The organism is Paenibacillus sp. JGP012 (assembly GCF_014203995.1).
Classification (GTDB): domain Bacteria; phylum Bacillota; class Bacilli; order Paenibacillales; family Paenibacillaceae; genus Paenibacillus; species Paenibacillus silvae.
The window spans coordinates 24,884-43,097 of sequence record NZ_JACHKG010000025.1 but is presented as its reverse complement, the minus strand read 5'-3'; the positions used below and the strand labels follow the sequence as shown (position 1 = coordinate 43,097).

Below are 18,214 nucleotides of genomic sequence, written 5' to 3'. Positions count from 1 at the left end.
CTTCATACAGATCCCCACAACCTCTCCAAAGCATGCTCAACCTCGGCTAGAACGCGTTCTCCTTGTTCCAGCTCCTGCAGAAGCCTCATTACCTGCATGTCCGTATTCGATTCTTTCCAAAGCTGAATCGTAAAACCGCGCATCCACAGTGCAAGCTCGCCATCTTCGTCATATATGACCAGATCGAAGCTTTTGCGCATCGCTTCATTACTCGTCATGGCCATATGGCAAACCGCATTACCCGTAAGTTTTCTGTATATTTCCACCTCTTCAAATCCGATAGGCAAATAGGTCCCGCTCTCTGACTCTTGTCCTACAAATCCAAGCAGGCTTTGCCATGCCCCATCCAGCAAGGAAGGATGAATGCCAAATGTCGCCGCTTCACCTTTAACCCCATCCGGCAAACAAAGCTCCGCTACGCTTTCGCTGCGCTCCGCATTCAGTCGCAACGCTTTGATGGAGCGGAAGTCTGGGCCGTAATGGAAACCTCTTTTTTCAAACATGCCGTAAATATGTTCTGCGCTTAAAACGATCTGTTGTAATGAATCCACATTGCCAGAAAACCGCCCCATTGATGGTCTCTTCACGGCTTCATTCTCTTCAAACCGCAATTTTCCAGTGCAATGGATTTCGCGTTCTGATAATTTCTTTTCCGTATAAATTTCAAAAGCAACGCCGCCAGCTTCGCTTGGAATAAGGGAAATATTAAGGTTCAGCTCCTGGTCAACCATAACCGGCTTGATCCAGCGAACATCGCTTATACGGGTTACCCTTTGCTCCATTGCGAGCTCCCCTGCCGCCCTAGCCATCTCAAGGCAGCAAGCCCCGGGAAACAATCGCTTCCCCTTCACCTGATGATCTTTAAGATAAAAGGCTTCACTATGAAGCATTGTAGAATAGCTCTGACTCGATAACGTCGACGTATTGCGTTCAATCAACGGATGCAGCCTCTGTATCATCGTTCGTGCAAGTGGTTCCGGCTGAATATGCCCGCTTTCCGCAACCCAGAAGCTCTCCCCCTCAAACGGGTACGAAGGAAGGGACATCACTTTGCCTCGCGACATCTCCGAGAAGTCCAGATCGAAGCCGGCCTCATAGCGGCGAGCCAACAGATCCAGTATTTCTGCTTCTTCCTGCGAATCTTTAACTCTGGAAAGTCGGGCCATCCATTCACCGCTATCCACCGCCACTATTGCTTCTTGCTTCGCTATTGCCTCCGCCAATGCGGGATGCTCAGCCGGTTGCGGATCGGTGCGCAAAAGCTTTATCAGTTTGCTCATTGACGAAACGACAAAGGCAAGCCGATGCTGGAAGTGACTTCTTCTTCTTTGCAGCGTGTAGGCAAGATCTCCAAGCTCCGTCTCGGCTCCATGCTTTTCAAGATAACGGGCCATTTGGCTTCGCAAAGCGTGCAGGCTTGACGCCGATTGTGCCGAAAGCGGAATAAGATGGAGACGCGCCCTTTGATCCTGTCGCACCTGGCGAGATGGAGGTTCTTCCACAACCAAATGGGCATTGGTGCCGCTGAATCCGAAAGAGTTGATCGCAGCTCTGCGTACACCTTCAGCGGTTTCCCAAGACTTTAGTTGCGTATTGACCCTGAACGGGCTGGCAGCAAAATCAATATGTTCATTGGGCTTTTCAAAATTGAGGGAAGCCGGAATTTTTTGGTGCCGCATAGCCAGCAAAACTTTAATTAGTCCTGTAATTCCAGCCGCTGCCGCCGTATGTCCAATATTCGTTTTGACAGATCCAATGGCGCAAAATCCTTTATCGTCAGTATATGACCTGAACGACTGCGTAAGCCCCTCGATCTCAATAGGATCGCCCAATTTCGTCCCTGTTCCGTGGGCTTCAACATAACTGATCGTCCTGGGATTTATTCCGAACTCCCGATACAGGGCACTTTGCACCTCGGATTGAGCGCGAGCGCTGGGGGCGGTTATACCGTTTGTTTTGCCGTCCTGATTGATTTTGGAACCTTTGATGACGCCGTGAATCTGGTCGCCGTCGCGGAGCGCGGCATGAAGGGGCTTAAGCAGCACGGCCGCAACCGCTTCGCCAGGCACGAAACCGTCTGCTCCTTGATCAAACGTGCGGCATTGCCCTCTCGGCGAAAGCATGCCTCCACTGGAGGCCACCTTAATAAATGCCGGTGTCGTATACACAAACGCCCCGCCTGCGAGCGCCATTTCACATTCCCCGATGCGAAGGCTCTGGCAAGCCATATGAATCGCTACCAGGGAAGAGGAGCAAGCTGTGTCGATCGCAATGGCAGGCCCGCTGAAGTTCAAATGGTAGGAAATTCTTGCTGCAAGAATGGAGCTTTCGTTGCCCCAGAACGACTGCGCCTCCGTCGGCTTGCCCCCATCTTGCATTTTTCCGACATAATCTCCCTTAGCCGCGCCTACGAACACTCCGCAATTGATTCGTTCCCCGCTCTCCAATGCATAACCCGCATCCTCAAGCGCCCGCCAGCTCTCCTCCAGAAAAAGGCGCTGCTGAGGGTCCATCTGCTCCGCTTCACGGCCGGATATTTGGAAAAACAGGGCATCAAACTTATCCGCATCGCGAAGAAATCCGCCCCAATTATTATTCGTTTTGTCCCACTTGCGATGATCCGGATCGAAATGGGGGCGGTTGTCCCAACGTTCCATCGGGATTTCAACAATTGAATTTTTTCCATTTTTCAAGTTGTCCCAAAATTCATCTACATTGCCCGCATCTGCAAAACGTCCCGACATGCCGATTACAGCAATGTCGTTCTGCCCAGTTCTTTGTTCCTTGCCTGGATCAGAATTGGCGAAGATCGGTTCCTTCAGCATTTGCGAACGTTGCGCCTTTGCCCGGACCCTAGGCGGCGGAAGCTGCTCTATCTGCGGCATTGCAACGACTACTCTGCCGATCAGATTGCGATCCTGTTTGCAGGCATAAGCCGCCCGAATTTCGGAGAAAGGGAACACCTGCGCAATACGCGGCTTGACCAACCCTTGTCCGAGTAAAGCAACCATTTTGCCCAGGTAATGCTGGCGAAGCTCCGGATGAAATGATAAAAACTTTTTTACATTAAAGGAAAAAAAGGTTTGATTGTCGACCAATCGGGAAAGATCCAGTCCGCCCGACGTTTGCAGGCCGAAAACGGCAATCTCCACATATCGTCCTTCAGGAGCCAATACATTCAAGCCTTGCTGGATGGATGGCCCAGCTATCGTATTGATTACAATGTCGACTCCTCTTCCCCCGGTTTCATGCAGGATTTCATTCACTACGTTTTCCTTTTGATGATTCATAAGATGGTTGACGCCCATTTGTCGCAACGCTTCAAGCTTCTCCTCTGTACTCGCGGAAGCGTACACCTCGGCTCCCGCCAGCCGCGCCAGTTGAACAGCGATTAGACCGTTAGTGCCAGCCGCCGCCGGGATAAATACGCGGTCTCCCGATTTAATCCCTGCTTTTTCCAAAGCGATATACATCGAAAGGAAAGCTGCCGGCATCCCACAAGCCTCTTCATGTGATAGATTATCCGGCTTCCGAACGACTAAGCTGGCATCGGTGATGACAAGCCCCCCCTGCCCCCCGCATTCGATACGCATGACCCCAATCACTTCGTCACCCACTTGCACCGATGTCACATCGGGGCCGACTTTGCGGATAATGCCTGATACTTCCACGCCTGGAGTAAAGGGATATTCCGGCATCATTGGGTAAAGCCCTTTTATCAATAAAAAATCTGAAAAGTTAATCGGAAATGCTTGCACCAGAATCTGCACTTCTCCCGCCCTCGGCTCTCGATCCTCTTGCGTGCAAACATTCAACTGCTGTGTATGACTGGGGCGCTCCAGCACTACAGCTTGAAACGAGGAAGGGAGGGAAACCTTCCCCTCGCCATTTCCGTTCATTTGTCGCAATAGGTTCATTCCATCTTGAGCTGAAATGACACCCTGGCGAATCAACTGCTCAATCTTGGTTTTAACAGGATTATTCATGAGATTGAACCTCCCAACTCTCGGCTGACCTCTTCCAGGGACAGTTCGCCAGACTCAAGACGATTTAGCAGTTCCATCGGATCATGGCGTACAGGATACGTTACATGCGATTGTTTCAACTGCAGCCGATCCCCGAAACTGGTGAAAATATGTGCAGCCAAATCCTGGATGCTGGGATGGTCAAAAATAGCGATGGTGCGCAGGGCTATTTGGAACACCTCGTTGAGGTGATTCACCAGTTCAATACCAACAATGGAGTCGACTCCATAGGTGGAGAACGGTCTTTTTCGATCCAGTTCAGCCCCCTGCGATCCAAGAGAAGCAGCCAATTGATCCGCAATCGTATCTGCGATAAATTCCACAGATTGAGGCGCGTTTCTACTTGTTTCCGCCTCCGCTGCTGATGCAGCAATTGTCTCATACACTCTCTCTGACTGGGCTGAATTCAGCTCTGACCCTATCGGCGCGCTTTGATTTTTGCGTTCCGCTAATTGCTGATTTAGGAAAATTGTCAGCAGGTTAATATTTGGGTTGTCGTATATGGACATTGTTTTTAATCTGACATCAAACTCGCGGTTGATTGCGTTAATAAACTCCACGCCAACAATCGAATCTACTCCATAGCTGGTAAAAGCGCGGTCTGTCGAGATTTCCGAAGGATCCGTGCCTAGCAAATGGGACAAAAGAAGCTTCAATTTATGTTGAATATCAGGTTGGACAGGGCGCTTGACCGAAGCGCGGTTTGGTGAATTAGTCAGGGTCGCCTGCTGAACTTCTGGCTGCCGAATTGCGGTCAGTACCTGTTGAGGAGATGTGGCACCATCTCCTACGCTCCATGCTTTGAAGTCGTTGATGCTAAGCTCCAACAACAGCCTCTCCCAATCGGCGGCAGCTAGCAAAGGAGAACCTGCCAATCGCAATGGCTCGTCTTCGAACAGCCACCAGCCCTCCAGAAGTCCAAAGGTCAACGTATGGAAAGTTTGAACCTCGGTCAATTCATTCAAGATCAGCAAGCCTCCAAGCTTGAGTAAGCTCTTGACATTTTGGAGTGAATAACGAATATCGCTTGTCGCATGCATAACATTAGCAGCAATGATAATATCCATAGAACCTTTCTCATATCCCTGCTGCTTAATGTCGCGGTTAATGCTCAGGGGCTGGAACTGAACAAATGGATAGTTCCCTCCGAAGCGCCGACGGCCATGCTGAGTGAATCCCGCAGAAATATCGGTATAGTAATACCGAACATGTCGCCCATAATCCTTAATGGATTCCAGTACCACTGAGCTCGTGCCACCGGTTCCCGCTCCAACCTCCAGAATGTTCAACACGCCACTTCGATTATTCTCAATATATTTTCTAATGTATTCCAGAACGGTTTCCGCAACGCGTTGATTGCAGTGATCCGTGTAATAGCTTCCCGTATAAATCGGCTCTACGAGTTCTAGAGACGAACCAGGAAACATAACATCTGTAGCCAAGGCTGTCCCATTCATAACTTCGCCGCATTGCTCCATGCAAATATTCAGCAAGGAAAGATGCGCCTCAATCTCCGGATAACGCTGCTTCAATTGTTCTTTTCTCTGATCCAATTGCAGCAGTTGCTCCATTAGGTGAGCACCTTCAACCGCCTTGGTAGTATAGACAGTCCGGTCGTGAAGCTGCACCCATCCGGCATTCTCTAAGCGGTTCAGCATCGCTTGAAGCAGACGGATGTATTTCGGGATTACGGCTAATTGCCCCTGTAACTGCTGAAACGCAACACTTTCTCCTGCAGATCGGAACAGACCATGACCTTGAAACTTGTGAAGCAGCAGCAAATCGCAGAGCTGCTCCAATTGCTGAAACGCCTCGATGCTTCTCGCATTCTTCGACATCACGCAGCCGCCTTCCAGGGACTGAATCATGGCCGGGCTTGCGTGAATGGCCAAAATCGTTCTTGCATCGTTCGAAAGAATAGATTCAATCGCCTGCAGACCAATGTTTGTTGGTATAGAGTAAATGCCTTGCGCCTCCAGGCGGCGTTGGTACTCACCGGTTGCGACAACGCCAATCTCACCCCAGTATCCCCAGTTGACCGAATAGACGGGATAACGCTCTTGCTGGTCGATATAACGGGCGTAAGCATCCACAAAAGTGCTGGCGGCGGAATAGTTGCTTTGACCTGCGCTTCCGGTAAAGGATTGGGCCGAAGAGAAAAACATCATAAAAGACAATGGTTCATGGCGGAAGGCTTCGTGAAGCGTAATGCTGCCTTCAATCTTCGGCGAAATCACAGCCCGGAATGCTCCCTCGTCCATTCGGTCGAGTATTTTGTCATTAAGCACGATTGCGGCATGTACAACACCGTCAATTTTGCCGAACCTGGCTTTGGTCTGCCGCTTGACTTCCAGCATGTCCTGAATACGCGCAACATCGCCTCTTATATACACAACCTCGCCGCCCGCATTTTCGATTTCGGAAATCGCATGCTCCTGCCCGTCATTCAACTCGCTCCGGCCTACAAGCACAATCTTGCTATTTGCCGTAAGCGCCAAATGTTGACTTAATGCAAGGCCAATTCCTCCGGCCCCGCCAATAATGATATAAACGCCGCCGGGTTGGAAGACCGTCCCGGAGGAGGGCTGCAACGAAGCCGGGCTCAATCGTCGAACATAACGCCCGTCCCCGCGTAAGGCGATTGGCTCACCATGCGGATGCGGCGGTTCCTCTAGCGCTTTATGAATGTGGCTCTCGGGAGCAGCATCGCCATCGACATCAATCAGCCGTATGGCCAAGCTATTGTATTCCTTGGCCGCCGACATGACCAGACCATGCAGTCCCGCCCCGTACGGCTCAAGCACATCCCTCTCATGAACGGATGCTGCATAGCTCGTTAGAACATAGAAATCCTGAGTTACTGAATGGAATTGCTGATCGCTCAATCCTTTAAGTAAATGGAATAACGATATGATGCAGGTACTGCTATCCTCTTTCCATGGATCTCCGACAGCACTTTCACGTGTCTGAAGTCCCCCCAGATAGATGACCCTGGATAGCTTCGGAAGCTGCTTCAGAACCATGGTCCAAGCGTTCGAATCACCCGAATCGAGGCTCCACCTGGAGCTACCAATGCTGAAAGTACTCTCTCCCAACTCCACTTCCACGACGGATTCAGACGGTAGCAATTGCCGCACCGCATTCCCCCACGCTTCCAACCCCGGTTTCGTAACCAGAAGCGTTGCACCGACGATACACTGATTTCGCCAGTTCACCTTTTGTTCGGCTTCCAAGTCGCTGTGTTGCCAGAGCGTCTTATAAAAGAATCGCTCCGGCAGTTTGGCATCAGCCTGTTTCTCTTGAGAGCTTCTGGTCATAAAGCGGCGGAAAACGGTGCAAATACGGCCTTGATCGTCCAGGACAGAGACATCGTATTGTCCGGATTCAATTGTCTCCACATGCACATAGCAATGCGGAGGCAGAGGAGCGCGCCACTCTACTTGCTCCACACTAAATGGAAGAATCAGTTTGGCGCCGCCTCTCTCCTGCTGCGCAAGCATGCTCGCAACCGTCTGCAGCGCGCTGTCCATCAACGAGGTTTGAAACCGCATATGCTTCGCTTCATGCTCATATCCAGAGGGCAGTTGCAGTCTGGACAGAGCTGAAGAACCCGATATCCAAAGCTCCTGTATTCCCCGGTAATAGGGTCCGTAGTCCAGTCCCCCTTGCTTTAGCAAATGATAGATTTCTGATTGTCCGAGTTTTGACTTGCAGGCCGATATCACATCTCCGAGATGAATGCGGGATGGCAGCGCAGACCCTTCCATTGCCGCTTTCACATAACCTGAGGCGTAGGCGGCTCCCTCTCTGTGTGCCGCTTGCTCCAGCCGGAAGCGGTAACGCTTCTCCCCTTCTTCCACAAGCACAAGCTGAAACTCTGTTTTTCCGACCACCTTCAACGGTTTGATCCAAACAATATCCTCCATCAAAGTAACAGCGTCAGGATGCAGCTGTCTCAGAGCAAATCCTGCCATTTCCAGCACGCCTACGCCGGGAAACAACGCCGCTTCCGCAATCTTATGGTCGCGCAGCAGGGGGTGTGCTGCATCTATCTGAAACACAAACACAAGCCCTTGATTCAGGCTACGGCTTAAATCCAGTTTCCCAATCAAGGGATGTGAGAATTTTATTGCCTTCGGCTCCTTAGTTGTCTTAGCAGCAGGGTTGCGAACGGCCGGTTTAAACCAATGTCTGTCTCTGGAGAATGGATAGGTCGGCAGGGAAATACGTTTTGCTTCTCCTTCCGGGTGAAGCAGCCGCCAATCCATCTTCATGCCGCTCACCCAAAGCTGTCCGATTTTCCGCCAGTTACGATCCTCCAACAGAATACTTAGAAATAGTTTTCCTTCGCGTCCATCCAGCAATAATGAAAGACTTTGCCCTTCCTCCTGGACCGATTTCCCACGGAATACGCCTTCTCTGCTCTCAATGCCGTTCACAAAATCTTTCAGCTTTCCTTTCAAATCCTGCCATCCATCGGCGGCAATAGCGAGCCGTTCCTCCATTTCCTCACGCCCCACCTGCAGGGTATAACAAAGATCCTGAAAGGAGCTTCCCCTTTGCGACGAGAGTTCCTTCGCTGAGATGTATTCATACGAGATATCCTGAATCAGCCTATCCAGAGTCGGATATTGTTTATAGTGCTCTCTTTGCAAGCTGATCTGGAAATGGTCGTTTAAACGCCGCAGCAAGGTTGAAAAATGAATGCCGTCGAAACCATAGTCGCTTATCGGCTCGTCTGCAAACAGCTCATTTGTAGACAGCTTGATTACGTCAGCCGCCGTTTGCATAACAGCTCTTTGCACATGATTCGCAGCTCCTGACGGTATCGCGGATTCTGCAGTAGATTGTCCTTCTTCCTGAATATACACAAGCAGCTTTTCTGCATATTCCCGCAGCTGTTCTTCGCTTCTGGCCGATAATACGAACAAGCCCGGCTCATCATTTGGCGCCTCTTGAACAGGATTGGCATATTCCTCGAGCAGCACATGAGCGTTTACGCCGCCAAAGCCAAAGGAGCTGACCCCTGCCCGCCTCGGAAGCTCCACGCCGGCTTCATCCTTCAGCCTGACCCATGGGCGTGCGCGGTCAAGCAGATAAAACGGGCTGTCTTCCAATTGCACATAAGGATTGCGTTCCTGAAGATGCAGGCTGGAAGGTAGTATTTTATGCTTCATCGCAAGTAAAATCTTTAACATGCCGGAAATGCCTGCAGCCGATTCCAAATGCCCGATATTCGATTTTACTGAGCCGAGTGCGCAAAACGGCTCGTTCGGCAAGCGGCTGCCTCGTTTTTTGGCAAGCTCTTTAAACGCTTTTTTCAAGCCATTCACTTCAATGGGGTCTCCAAGGCTCGTTCCTGTGCCGTGAGCTTCCATATAGGAGACTGTCGCCGGATCTACATCTCCTTCCTCAAACGCGCTCATGATAAGTCCTGCCTGCGCAGCCGGACTAGGCGTAGTCAGCGTGTTCACTTTCCCGCCGTGATTCACGGAGGTTCCGCGAATGACCGCATAAATATGATCCCGATCTGCTTCGGCTTGGCTTAGCGGCTTTAATAGGACAGCGCCTACCCCTTCCGCTCTTACGTAACCGTTCGCGCTTTTATCAAAGGTTTTACAGCGTCCATCCGGGCTAAGCATGCCTGCCTTGGCAAAGGAAATATAAATCGTCGGCGACAACAAGGCGTTTACCCCTGCAACTAACGCCATTCGGCAGCTGCCGTTCCAGAGCCCCTCCACCGCTTGCCTGATGGCTACAAGCGAGCTGGAGCAAGCCGTATCGATTGGAAAGCTCGGTCCGTTCAAGTTCAGCAGATAGGAAATCCGATTCACGAGGATCGAGTGCAAATTTCCGGTCATCGTATAGGCTTGAATATCGATCCCGTTTTCCTTAAGCAACTCCATATAATCATTCGTCGAAACGCCTACGTACAACCCAGTTCTCGTCTTTGACAAATCGGAAGCTTTATATCCTGCATCCTCAATCGTTTTCCACACGGTTTGCAGCAAAATGCGTTGCTGGGGGTCCATAAGCTCTGCTTCCCTTGGAGAAATGCCGAAAAATTTGGCGTCAAACTTGTCGATATCGGGAATGAAGCCTCCCCATTTGCTATTTGTTTTGTTCCCCTGTCCAGGATCACCCAGCGTGTCTCGCCAATCCCATCGATCAGGCGGGATCTCAGTAATCAGATCGTTCCCGTTTAACAAATTGTCCCAGAACTGCGCCAGGTCTTCCGATTCGGGAAGGATACCGCTCATACCAATGATTGCGATTGGCTCTTTCACTGTCGTAGTCGAAGCGCGGGACACACCCGCTGATATCGATTTAGCTGAGTCAACCGAACTCCTGGCCTTTGTAATGGAAGCAGGCACCTCCGCCACTGGCTGCCCTGCGATTAACGGAGTGGACTGAACATTTCTTTTTGCAAACAGGGCTTCCAGTTGTTCCCCATACTCTTCTTCCAAATAAGGAACAAAATCAGCAATGCTCTGGTATTCAAAAAAATCGGCCGGAGTTACCTCGGTATGAAATTGCTTGTTTATTCTGTTGGCAAACTCGACAAACTGTATGGAATCAAAGCCGTAATCCGCAAGCTCGCGTTCCGGCTGTATTCGGCTCACTGGAATTTTGAGCAACTGGGATACGATTTCAATCATTTGTTGCTCCAGGCGATGCATCCACCCGGAATTATTCTCTTGTTTTCCGGAATCCAAGGACCTTACCTCCTGTAACTGCCCATGCGTTTGCCCTGTATCGGCAATCGAGTGAAGCAGCTCATTTGCTTTTGCAATATCGCCTTCCATAACCAAAAGCTGTGTACCCGCAAATTTCAAGCTTTGTTCGAAAGCGAATAGTCCCGATGCCGTGGCCAGCGGCGCCATGCCGAATTGCTTGTACAGCAACTCCTCGGAGACGGCGTCAACATGCATGCCACCTTCGCGCCATAATGGCCAGTTCAGTGACAAAGTCTTGCCCATCCTCTCTCCGCTGCTCTTCTTGATTTCTCTCCAATGGGCAAAAGCGTCAAGAAAACCATTCGCATAGGCGTAATCGGTTTGTCCGTAATTGCCCAGCACGGCGGTGCTGGATGAGAATAAAATAAAATAATCTAGCGGCTCCTCCGCAAGCGCCTCGTCCAGCCATACGGTGCCGAATACTTTTGGGGCTAGCACCTCCCGCACCATTTCGTCAGTCTTGCGGAAATAATAAGCGTCGCGGATGACTCCAGCTGCATGTATAACACCATGAATGCGACCGAATCGCTCCTTCACTTCCCCGATAAGACGAAACGTATCGTCACGGGAAGAAATATCCCCCTGGCAATAATGAACCTTGGCTCCTTGAGACGACAGCTCGCTCAGCCAATTTTTCATTTGTTCCTCCGCAGGAGACCTGCCTATCAAAACAAAAGTGATGCCGTTGTTCCTGGCTGTCCATTCGGCGGCGAACAGACGGCCTAACCCGCCCATTCCCCCTGTAAACAGGTATACCCCATTCTGCCGGAGGGAAGGCAGTTCCGCAGCTCGCGCTTCCCGTTCCAGATCGAAGGCTCGATAACGCCGGCTCCATCGTTTCCCCTCGCCGTATCGCACAGCCGTCGCCGCGTGATTCCAATAGGAAAATTCATCCTCTATCATGTTCGCTTCAATGGGTTGATCGCATAGCGCAACGACGCGAAACAGGAATCTCGGGTTTTCTAAATAGAAAGCCCTCATCATCCCGCTTAATGCGGAAAACATCGGATCGACGGTCCCGTTTGATTCTTGATACATATACAACAGGCGTATTTCTTCCTTCAACTTCTGCCTGGTCAAGGCCTGGCTCAAATAAAGCAAGGCATATACTGTATCTCGCAACTGATTTTGAAGGCGTCCCTCGTCCACACTTAAGCCCGTTTCTCCCCAGGAGATTATGATTCGGACAGGAACAAGCTTATCTTGGGACAGTTCGTTCAATAACCGCGTGTAATCCTCACGTTCGCCGGGATTGATTTCATAGCGCTTGTCATGTATTCGGCGGAAAGCGTCCCCAGGCGTAACCAACACACAGCTTCTTGTGTCGGCAATGGATTGCCATAAGAAGTCATTCCCATCAAATAAAAGCCACATTGGACTATCCGAACCCGATGGTTGGGATTGATCTATTCTCTCCTCCACCCAAATCGGTTCATAGCTGGCGAATTCCCCTGTGGGTGGACGATTACCGGAAGCGGCTGCTTCTTTAAGCCCCGCTTGCTGTTCAGAAGGAGCCCCTCTAAACGTTTCCGGTTGTACCGGTCTTGCCAGAAAGCCGATTACGCTGACTAAAATCTGCCCGCTTTCATCCAGCAAATCGACATCGAACCTGGGCACAGTGGACTTCCGGCTTGACTTCGACCGGGCCAAGCGGGTATAAGAGTACAAACGGGTCGTCAGAGGACGATGAAAGGTCACTGAAGCAATGGTATAAGGCAGATGAATCATATCTTCGACGCCCCTCATCTCGCCGGCAGGCGGGACCTGCAGAGCACCGTCCATCAAAGCCGGATGGAGAGATAGTGGATCAAAGTCGGTTTCCAAATGGGATGGAAGCTCGATTAAGGCGATCGCTTCGTCATCACCGACCGCCAAATACTCAATCGACTGGAAGCTCGCTCTCAAATTCAGCTCAATGGCATGCAGATGGCGGTACACCTCTTGTTTGTTGCGCTCCATCCTGTTGCAGCGCCGTTTAATGGCTTCCACATCGTAAGAGGGCAGCTTACTCATGTCGGATGGCGATTCAGCTGCTTCGATCAAGCCTTGTCCGTGTAAGATGCGGACGTCATTGGCATCATAGCTGTAGATTTCGAACTGATGTTTGCCTTGTTGCGATTTCAAGGTGATAAACAAGCGAAATTCTGCACGGTCCACTATAATCGGGCTGATCAGGACGATTTGCGTAATCCTGGCAAGCTTCCATTGCAGGAGGAGACCGGCAGCGCTTCGGGCCAATTCCACATAAGCTACTCCGGGCAGCACCTTTTTATCGCCTACATAATGATCGGCAATGACATATTCACGGCCTGTCAGCATCGTGGAATACGTTACGGCTTCTTCTCCTTGTCTCTCATCCCGGTGGCCTTTTTCCAGCGCCAGCTGAAACATCGATTTATCGCTTCCCGGCACGGAGAAATGGCTAGACGAGCGGAAGCCCGGCACAGGAACCCAATAACTCTCCCGAGCAAACGGGTAAGTAGGCAAGGCAATCCGGCGAGGTTTGGCCGTTTGCCGGCTATACAGCAAATGCCAATCCACCGCTCCCCCAGAAACCCAATGTCGGGCAATTGCTGTTGCGTCGTCTGGCGATACACTGCGCTCCGCCTCTTGTCTGTTCCTATTCCGGGATACAGGTGCATGGCCCAAGTAAAGGCCGTTCGTCGCCATCCCCGTTCGTTTATAATGCAGAAGCAAGTCTATTAATTGCTGCCGCTCGGTCACAACAGCCGCCAGACGATGCTCCAGCGCTCTGCGGCCGACTTGCAGAGTATAGGCCATATTTTTGATCGTAGGCGACTCCAGTTCAATCAAATTCAGCAAGGAATCCGCATAAGTTTCCAATTGCTCCTTCGTTGCGGCAGAAAGAATAACGACAACAGGCTGTTGCGCACTCTCTACGCTTGCGGAAATTCGGCTTTCTGTCGGATATTCCTCCAGCACGATATGAGCGTTGGCCCCTCCCGCTCCAAAGGAGCTGATGCCTGCGCGCAAAGCCCTCGGCTCTCCTTCTTCTGCCTCCCCTATCCATGGTTCCAGCCTTCTCTGAACCCGGAAGGGACTTCCCTTAAAGTCAATATTGGCATTGACTGGATCCGAGTGGAGGGTTGGCACAAGCTCTCGATGCTTCATTTGCAACAGGATTTTGGTCACTCCTGCGATACCCGCCGCAGCTTCCAGATGCCCGATATTGCTTTTAACAGAACCGATTGCGCATGGCTTCCCAGCTCCCTCCACCATTCCAAAAGCTTTGGAAAGTCCGGCAATCTCGATCGGGTCCCCCAAAGCCGTGCCTGTTCCATGCGCTTCCACATACGTGATGGAATTGGCGTTGATCCTCGCATTGCGCAAAGCGGCTTTGATGACATCGGCCTGTCCGTTCGGATTTGGCACGGTATAACCGTTCGTGCGGCCTCCATGGTTCATGGCCGTCCCCTTAATAACCCCATATATAGAGTCTCCATCTCGGATGGCTGCCGACAATGGCTTCAGAAGAATAGCCCCGCTCCCCTCGCCGGGTACAAATCCATCCCCCGCGGCTCCGAAGCTGTGGCATTTGCCCGTGGGCGAAAGCATCCTCATTTGACTTAGCCAAACATACTTGGAGGGATGCAGGTACAAATTAATGCCGCCCGCCAAAGCTGCCGAGCACTCCCCTCGCCTCAAGCTTTCGCAAGCCAAATGGATAGCCGACAGGGAGGCGGAGCAAGCGGTATCGACAGGCATGCTCGGTCCCTGGAAGTTAAATGAATAAGATACACGGTTGGCGATCGACCAGGGCAACGAAGTCGGAATGATGACTTCCTCGTCCCCTTCCCCACTCCATAACTGGGGTCCCCATAATAAGTATGAGAACGTCGTCGCACCTACGAACACTCCGATATCAGCGCTGTTGTTCCGCTCGATCCATGCGCGCAGCTCCTCCGGAGTATACCCCGCATCTTCAAGGGTTTCCCATGCCGTCTGGAGAAAGATCCTTTCCTGCGGGTCCATCGTTTCGGCTTCCTTCGGCGATATGCCAAAAAACAATGGATCAAAACGGTCCACGCCTTCAAGAAAAGCTCCCCATTTGGAATAGGACTTTCCTTCCCTTGCCCGCGCGGGATCCGAATCATAGTAATCCCGCCAGTCCCAACGCTCCATCGGGATCTCCGTTACCATATCGCTGCCATTTCTCAGCAGCTTCCAGTATTGCTCCAGCGTATCTGCGCCCGGGTAACGGCAGCTGACTCCAACGATTGCGATATCTTCCTGCCCCATGGAGCCGGAATCGGCATAGGTCTTTTGCTGCAAGCGCAGGGAGTTTTCCTGAGGCGTTGCAGGTTTCGCTTCAGCTTGCTCCGGAAGCAGCTTTTCAGCGAATCGCTTGCCATGCTCGGAGGCCAGATATTCCGCTAACTCGTCTGCCGTACCGTATTCGAACAGAAGAGTTTTCGACATAGAGCCTACCGCCCGTTCCAAATCGTGATTGAATTCGTGGATGACAAATGAATCAATTCCAATTTCTTCAAAAGGCGCATCCCCGCGCAGCTCATCCCCAGACAAATCCAGCTTGTCTGCCAGTACCGACCTAATATATGAGCTAATTTCAGTAACCAGCATATCCTTTCCTGTCCCTTTGCCTTCGCGGCTTGGCGGCTGTTGAATGGCTTGCCCACTTTCCCCGAATAAGAACCGCTCCCGCGCCGCCTGAAGCTTATATCGCTTTCTATCATAAACATAGAGGGGCAGCGGCATTTTAGAAAACGTTCCTTCCGGATAAATTGCTGTCCAATCGATCTCGACTCCGCGTAGCCACAAATGTGATGCTATCTCGCCAATAGAGCTGTGCAATTGATTCAGGCTGGGGCAATTGACGGTCTCCAGCGTCGCAGGCGCAGCTTGCTGGTTTGTCTCATGAACAGATCCCAGATTTAACCAGGAGTAGTTCTCAGAGAACGTCAGTCTGCTCGTTCCATTAACTGCTTTCTCCAGCCATTCCTGAACATCTGAAACTTCCTCCAGCCCGGCGGGCTCTATAAACGAGGACGGTTCTTTGGAGTGGTTAAGACGTTTCTGTAAAACCCTCGACGCTTCACCCCAATCCGGATGCTCCTCAAGAAACAGCTTGATTAGGATTTCCTTTGGCAGGACATCATCCGCAGCTAACGAAAGAACCGCCGTTATTCTTTCCTGTTCCTGGTGTCCGGAGAGTTGAATATCCCATTTGCGATTGATCTTGCGGACAGCCAGCTGAATCAGCACATACAGTAGTCCTTGCTGACGAGAGGATAACAACTCTTCTTCTTCGAGTAACCGGGCAACAGTAAACCCGCTCGGTTGCAAAGCTTCGTCCCATTCAAGCATGCTGTTGCGGAAGGTATGCTGATCATGAAAAAGAAGTCGGGCCTTGTCCACAACTACAGCGTAATCATCCTGTTTCTCCCGGCTTGCCGGTTCGAACAAGGCTTGTAAATCCTCGCTTTTTATCCGATTCGGCAAGAAGTAATTGCCGCTGGCCGAGTCCCAACAAGCAACGTTCGGGCGCATGAGGCTTAGCTCGGAAGCTGCCAGCTTCCCGGCAAGTAGCAGGGCCATTTGTTCTTTCGATACGATGCCACTTGCAACTAGGCTTACATAAACTCCTTTCCCTTCGCCTACGACCAGGTCGGGAGCAAATCCCAGCTCCAGCAGCTTCTGAATCCAGATGCAACTGACCATTGTGGAGAAAAGCGTCGCATCCTGCTCAGACCAGACAGGCATGCGAAACCGTCTCCACATGGAATATCCACCGACTTGTTTGAATAAATCTCTCAAACTCTTCCATTCTTTCTCCCAGCCGATCAGTTCATCAAAACCCGTTACTTGAATATCGCCAATTCGAAGAGCCCAGGTGCCTGGCTTAATATGCTGGGCGGAATCCTCCGCTTCCTCCAGAAAAGAAACAAGCTCCTCTTTGCTTCGTACCCAGCGACCAGTTCTGACACTATAATTCTCTCGTCCCACCAGAAGAGTTCTGCAAAGATCTCTCAATTGGATTTCAGCAAATGAACGATTCGAAATAAATGATTTCCACTTCTCGATTTGCCCTCTCAAGCTCGCTCCCGTGCTGGCAGAAAGCTTGAACCATTCCGGCATAACTTCTTCCCGCCCAGGAACCTGTTCCTGCAACGGCTTTACGTATTCTTCCAGAACTACATGGGCGTTCACTCCGCCAAAACCGAAGGAGCTGACGCTAGCACGAAGCGGCATTCCAGCCTCCACCCGCTCCCAATCCGATGGTTGATCGGTAATGATAAACGGCGTCTGCGAAAAGTTAAGCAAAGGATTAACCGTGGACAGATTCAACAAAGGAGGGATCTTGCCATGCCGTATCATTTTAATCACTTTAATGACACCTGCAATGCCTGCAGCGGCTTCCAGGTGCCCGATATTCGTTTTGACCGAGCCTATGCGGCAATACTCGTTGTTATCTGTATATTGCCTTAACGCTTTTGTGGCGGCCTCCACTTCAATTGGGTCCCCCAGTGAGGTTCCCGTTCCATGAGCCTCCCAATAAGTAATATTCTCCGGGTCGACTCCGGCATCTTGAAAAGCGTGGAGAATGACTTCCTTTTGCGCATCCACACGAGGCGCTGTCATAGATGGGGCCTGGCCTCCGTGATTCACAGCCGCTCCCTTGACAATGCCATAGATATGGTTGCCTTCGCGCAGCGCCTTGTCCAGCGGCTGTAGCAGCAGCACGCCGACACCTTCTCCTGGTACATAGCCGTCCGCGTCTTTGTCAAAGGTTTTACATTGCCCAGTAGGGCTTAACATTCTGGATTTGGAGAAAGCAATATACTTCCACGGATGCAGATTCAGGTTTACGCCGCCTGCAAGCGCGTAATCGCATTCTCCGTTTTGCAAAGCGCGTTTTGCGTCATGTAGAGCCACAAGAGAGGAAGCACAAGCTGCGTTCAAGGAATGGCTTGCGCCCGTCAAGCCAAATACATAGGAAAGACGGTTGGCCAGCATGCCCTCGTAATTTCCCAGACATGCGTAGCTGTCCACATCAAATTCGGGTCCCGTAATGGTCTGGCGATAATCGCCCGTCATCACCCCTATATACACTGCCGTTTTTGCAGCTTGAAGCTTTCGCAGCGGGATTCCGGCATCTTCAATGCAATGCCAAGCCTCCTCCAGCAAAATCCGTTGCTGAGGGTCCATGTTTTTGGCTTCGCGAGGAGATATATGAAAAAAGCTGTTGTCAAAATGATCTGCATGATCGATCATTCCGCACCATTTGCTTACGCTTTTGTTGCTGTCGTCGAGGTTAGGAGAGTAATATTTGTTGGTATCCCAACGATCTTCCGTTATTTCTCGAATAGAATTTACGCCTTGAACAAGATTATGCCAGTAAGAATCGGCATCCTCAGCGCCTGGAAATCGACAGGCGATTCCAACTATCGCAATATCTTGCTTCATAGTCAC

The 18,214-nt window shown here is 51.0% G+C and carries 2 protein-coding genes; both read right to left on the bottom strand.

All coding sequences use genetic code 11. From position 1 onward, the window contains the following. Window positions 1–2: 2 nt before the first annotated feature. On the bottom strand, window positions 3–3,986 hold the full coding sequence (locus tag HNR77_RS23160) for a beta-ketoacyl synthase N-terminal-like domain-containing protein (protein WP_184189649.1): 3,984 nt from the start codon (window positions 3,984–3,986) through the stop codon (window positions 3–5). Next, a complete protein-coding gene (locus HNR77_RS23155) occupies window positions 3,983–18,208 on the bottom strand; it encodes an SDR family NAD(P)-dependent oxidoreductase (protein ID WP_184189648.1) in 14,226 nt (4,741 codons plus the stop codon). The genes HNR77_RS23160 and HNR77_RS23155 overlap by 4 nt, the downstream gene beginning before the upstream one ends. Window positions 18,209–18,214 lie beyond the last annotated feature (6 nt).

Coding starts and splice junctions, on each gene's coding strand:
- HNR77_RS23155 (WP_184189648.1), bottom strand. CDS start 18,208: ATGAAGCAAGATATTGCGATAGTTGGAATCGCCTGTCGATTTCCAGGC.
- HNR77_RS23160 (WP_184189649.1), bottom strand. CDS start 3,986: ATGAATAATCCTGTTAAAACCAAGATTGAGCAGTTGATTCGCCAGGGT.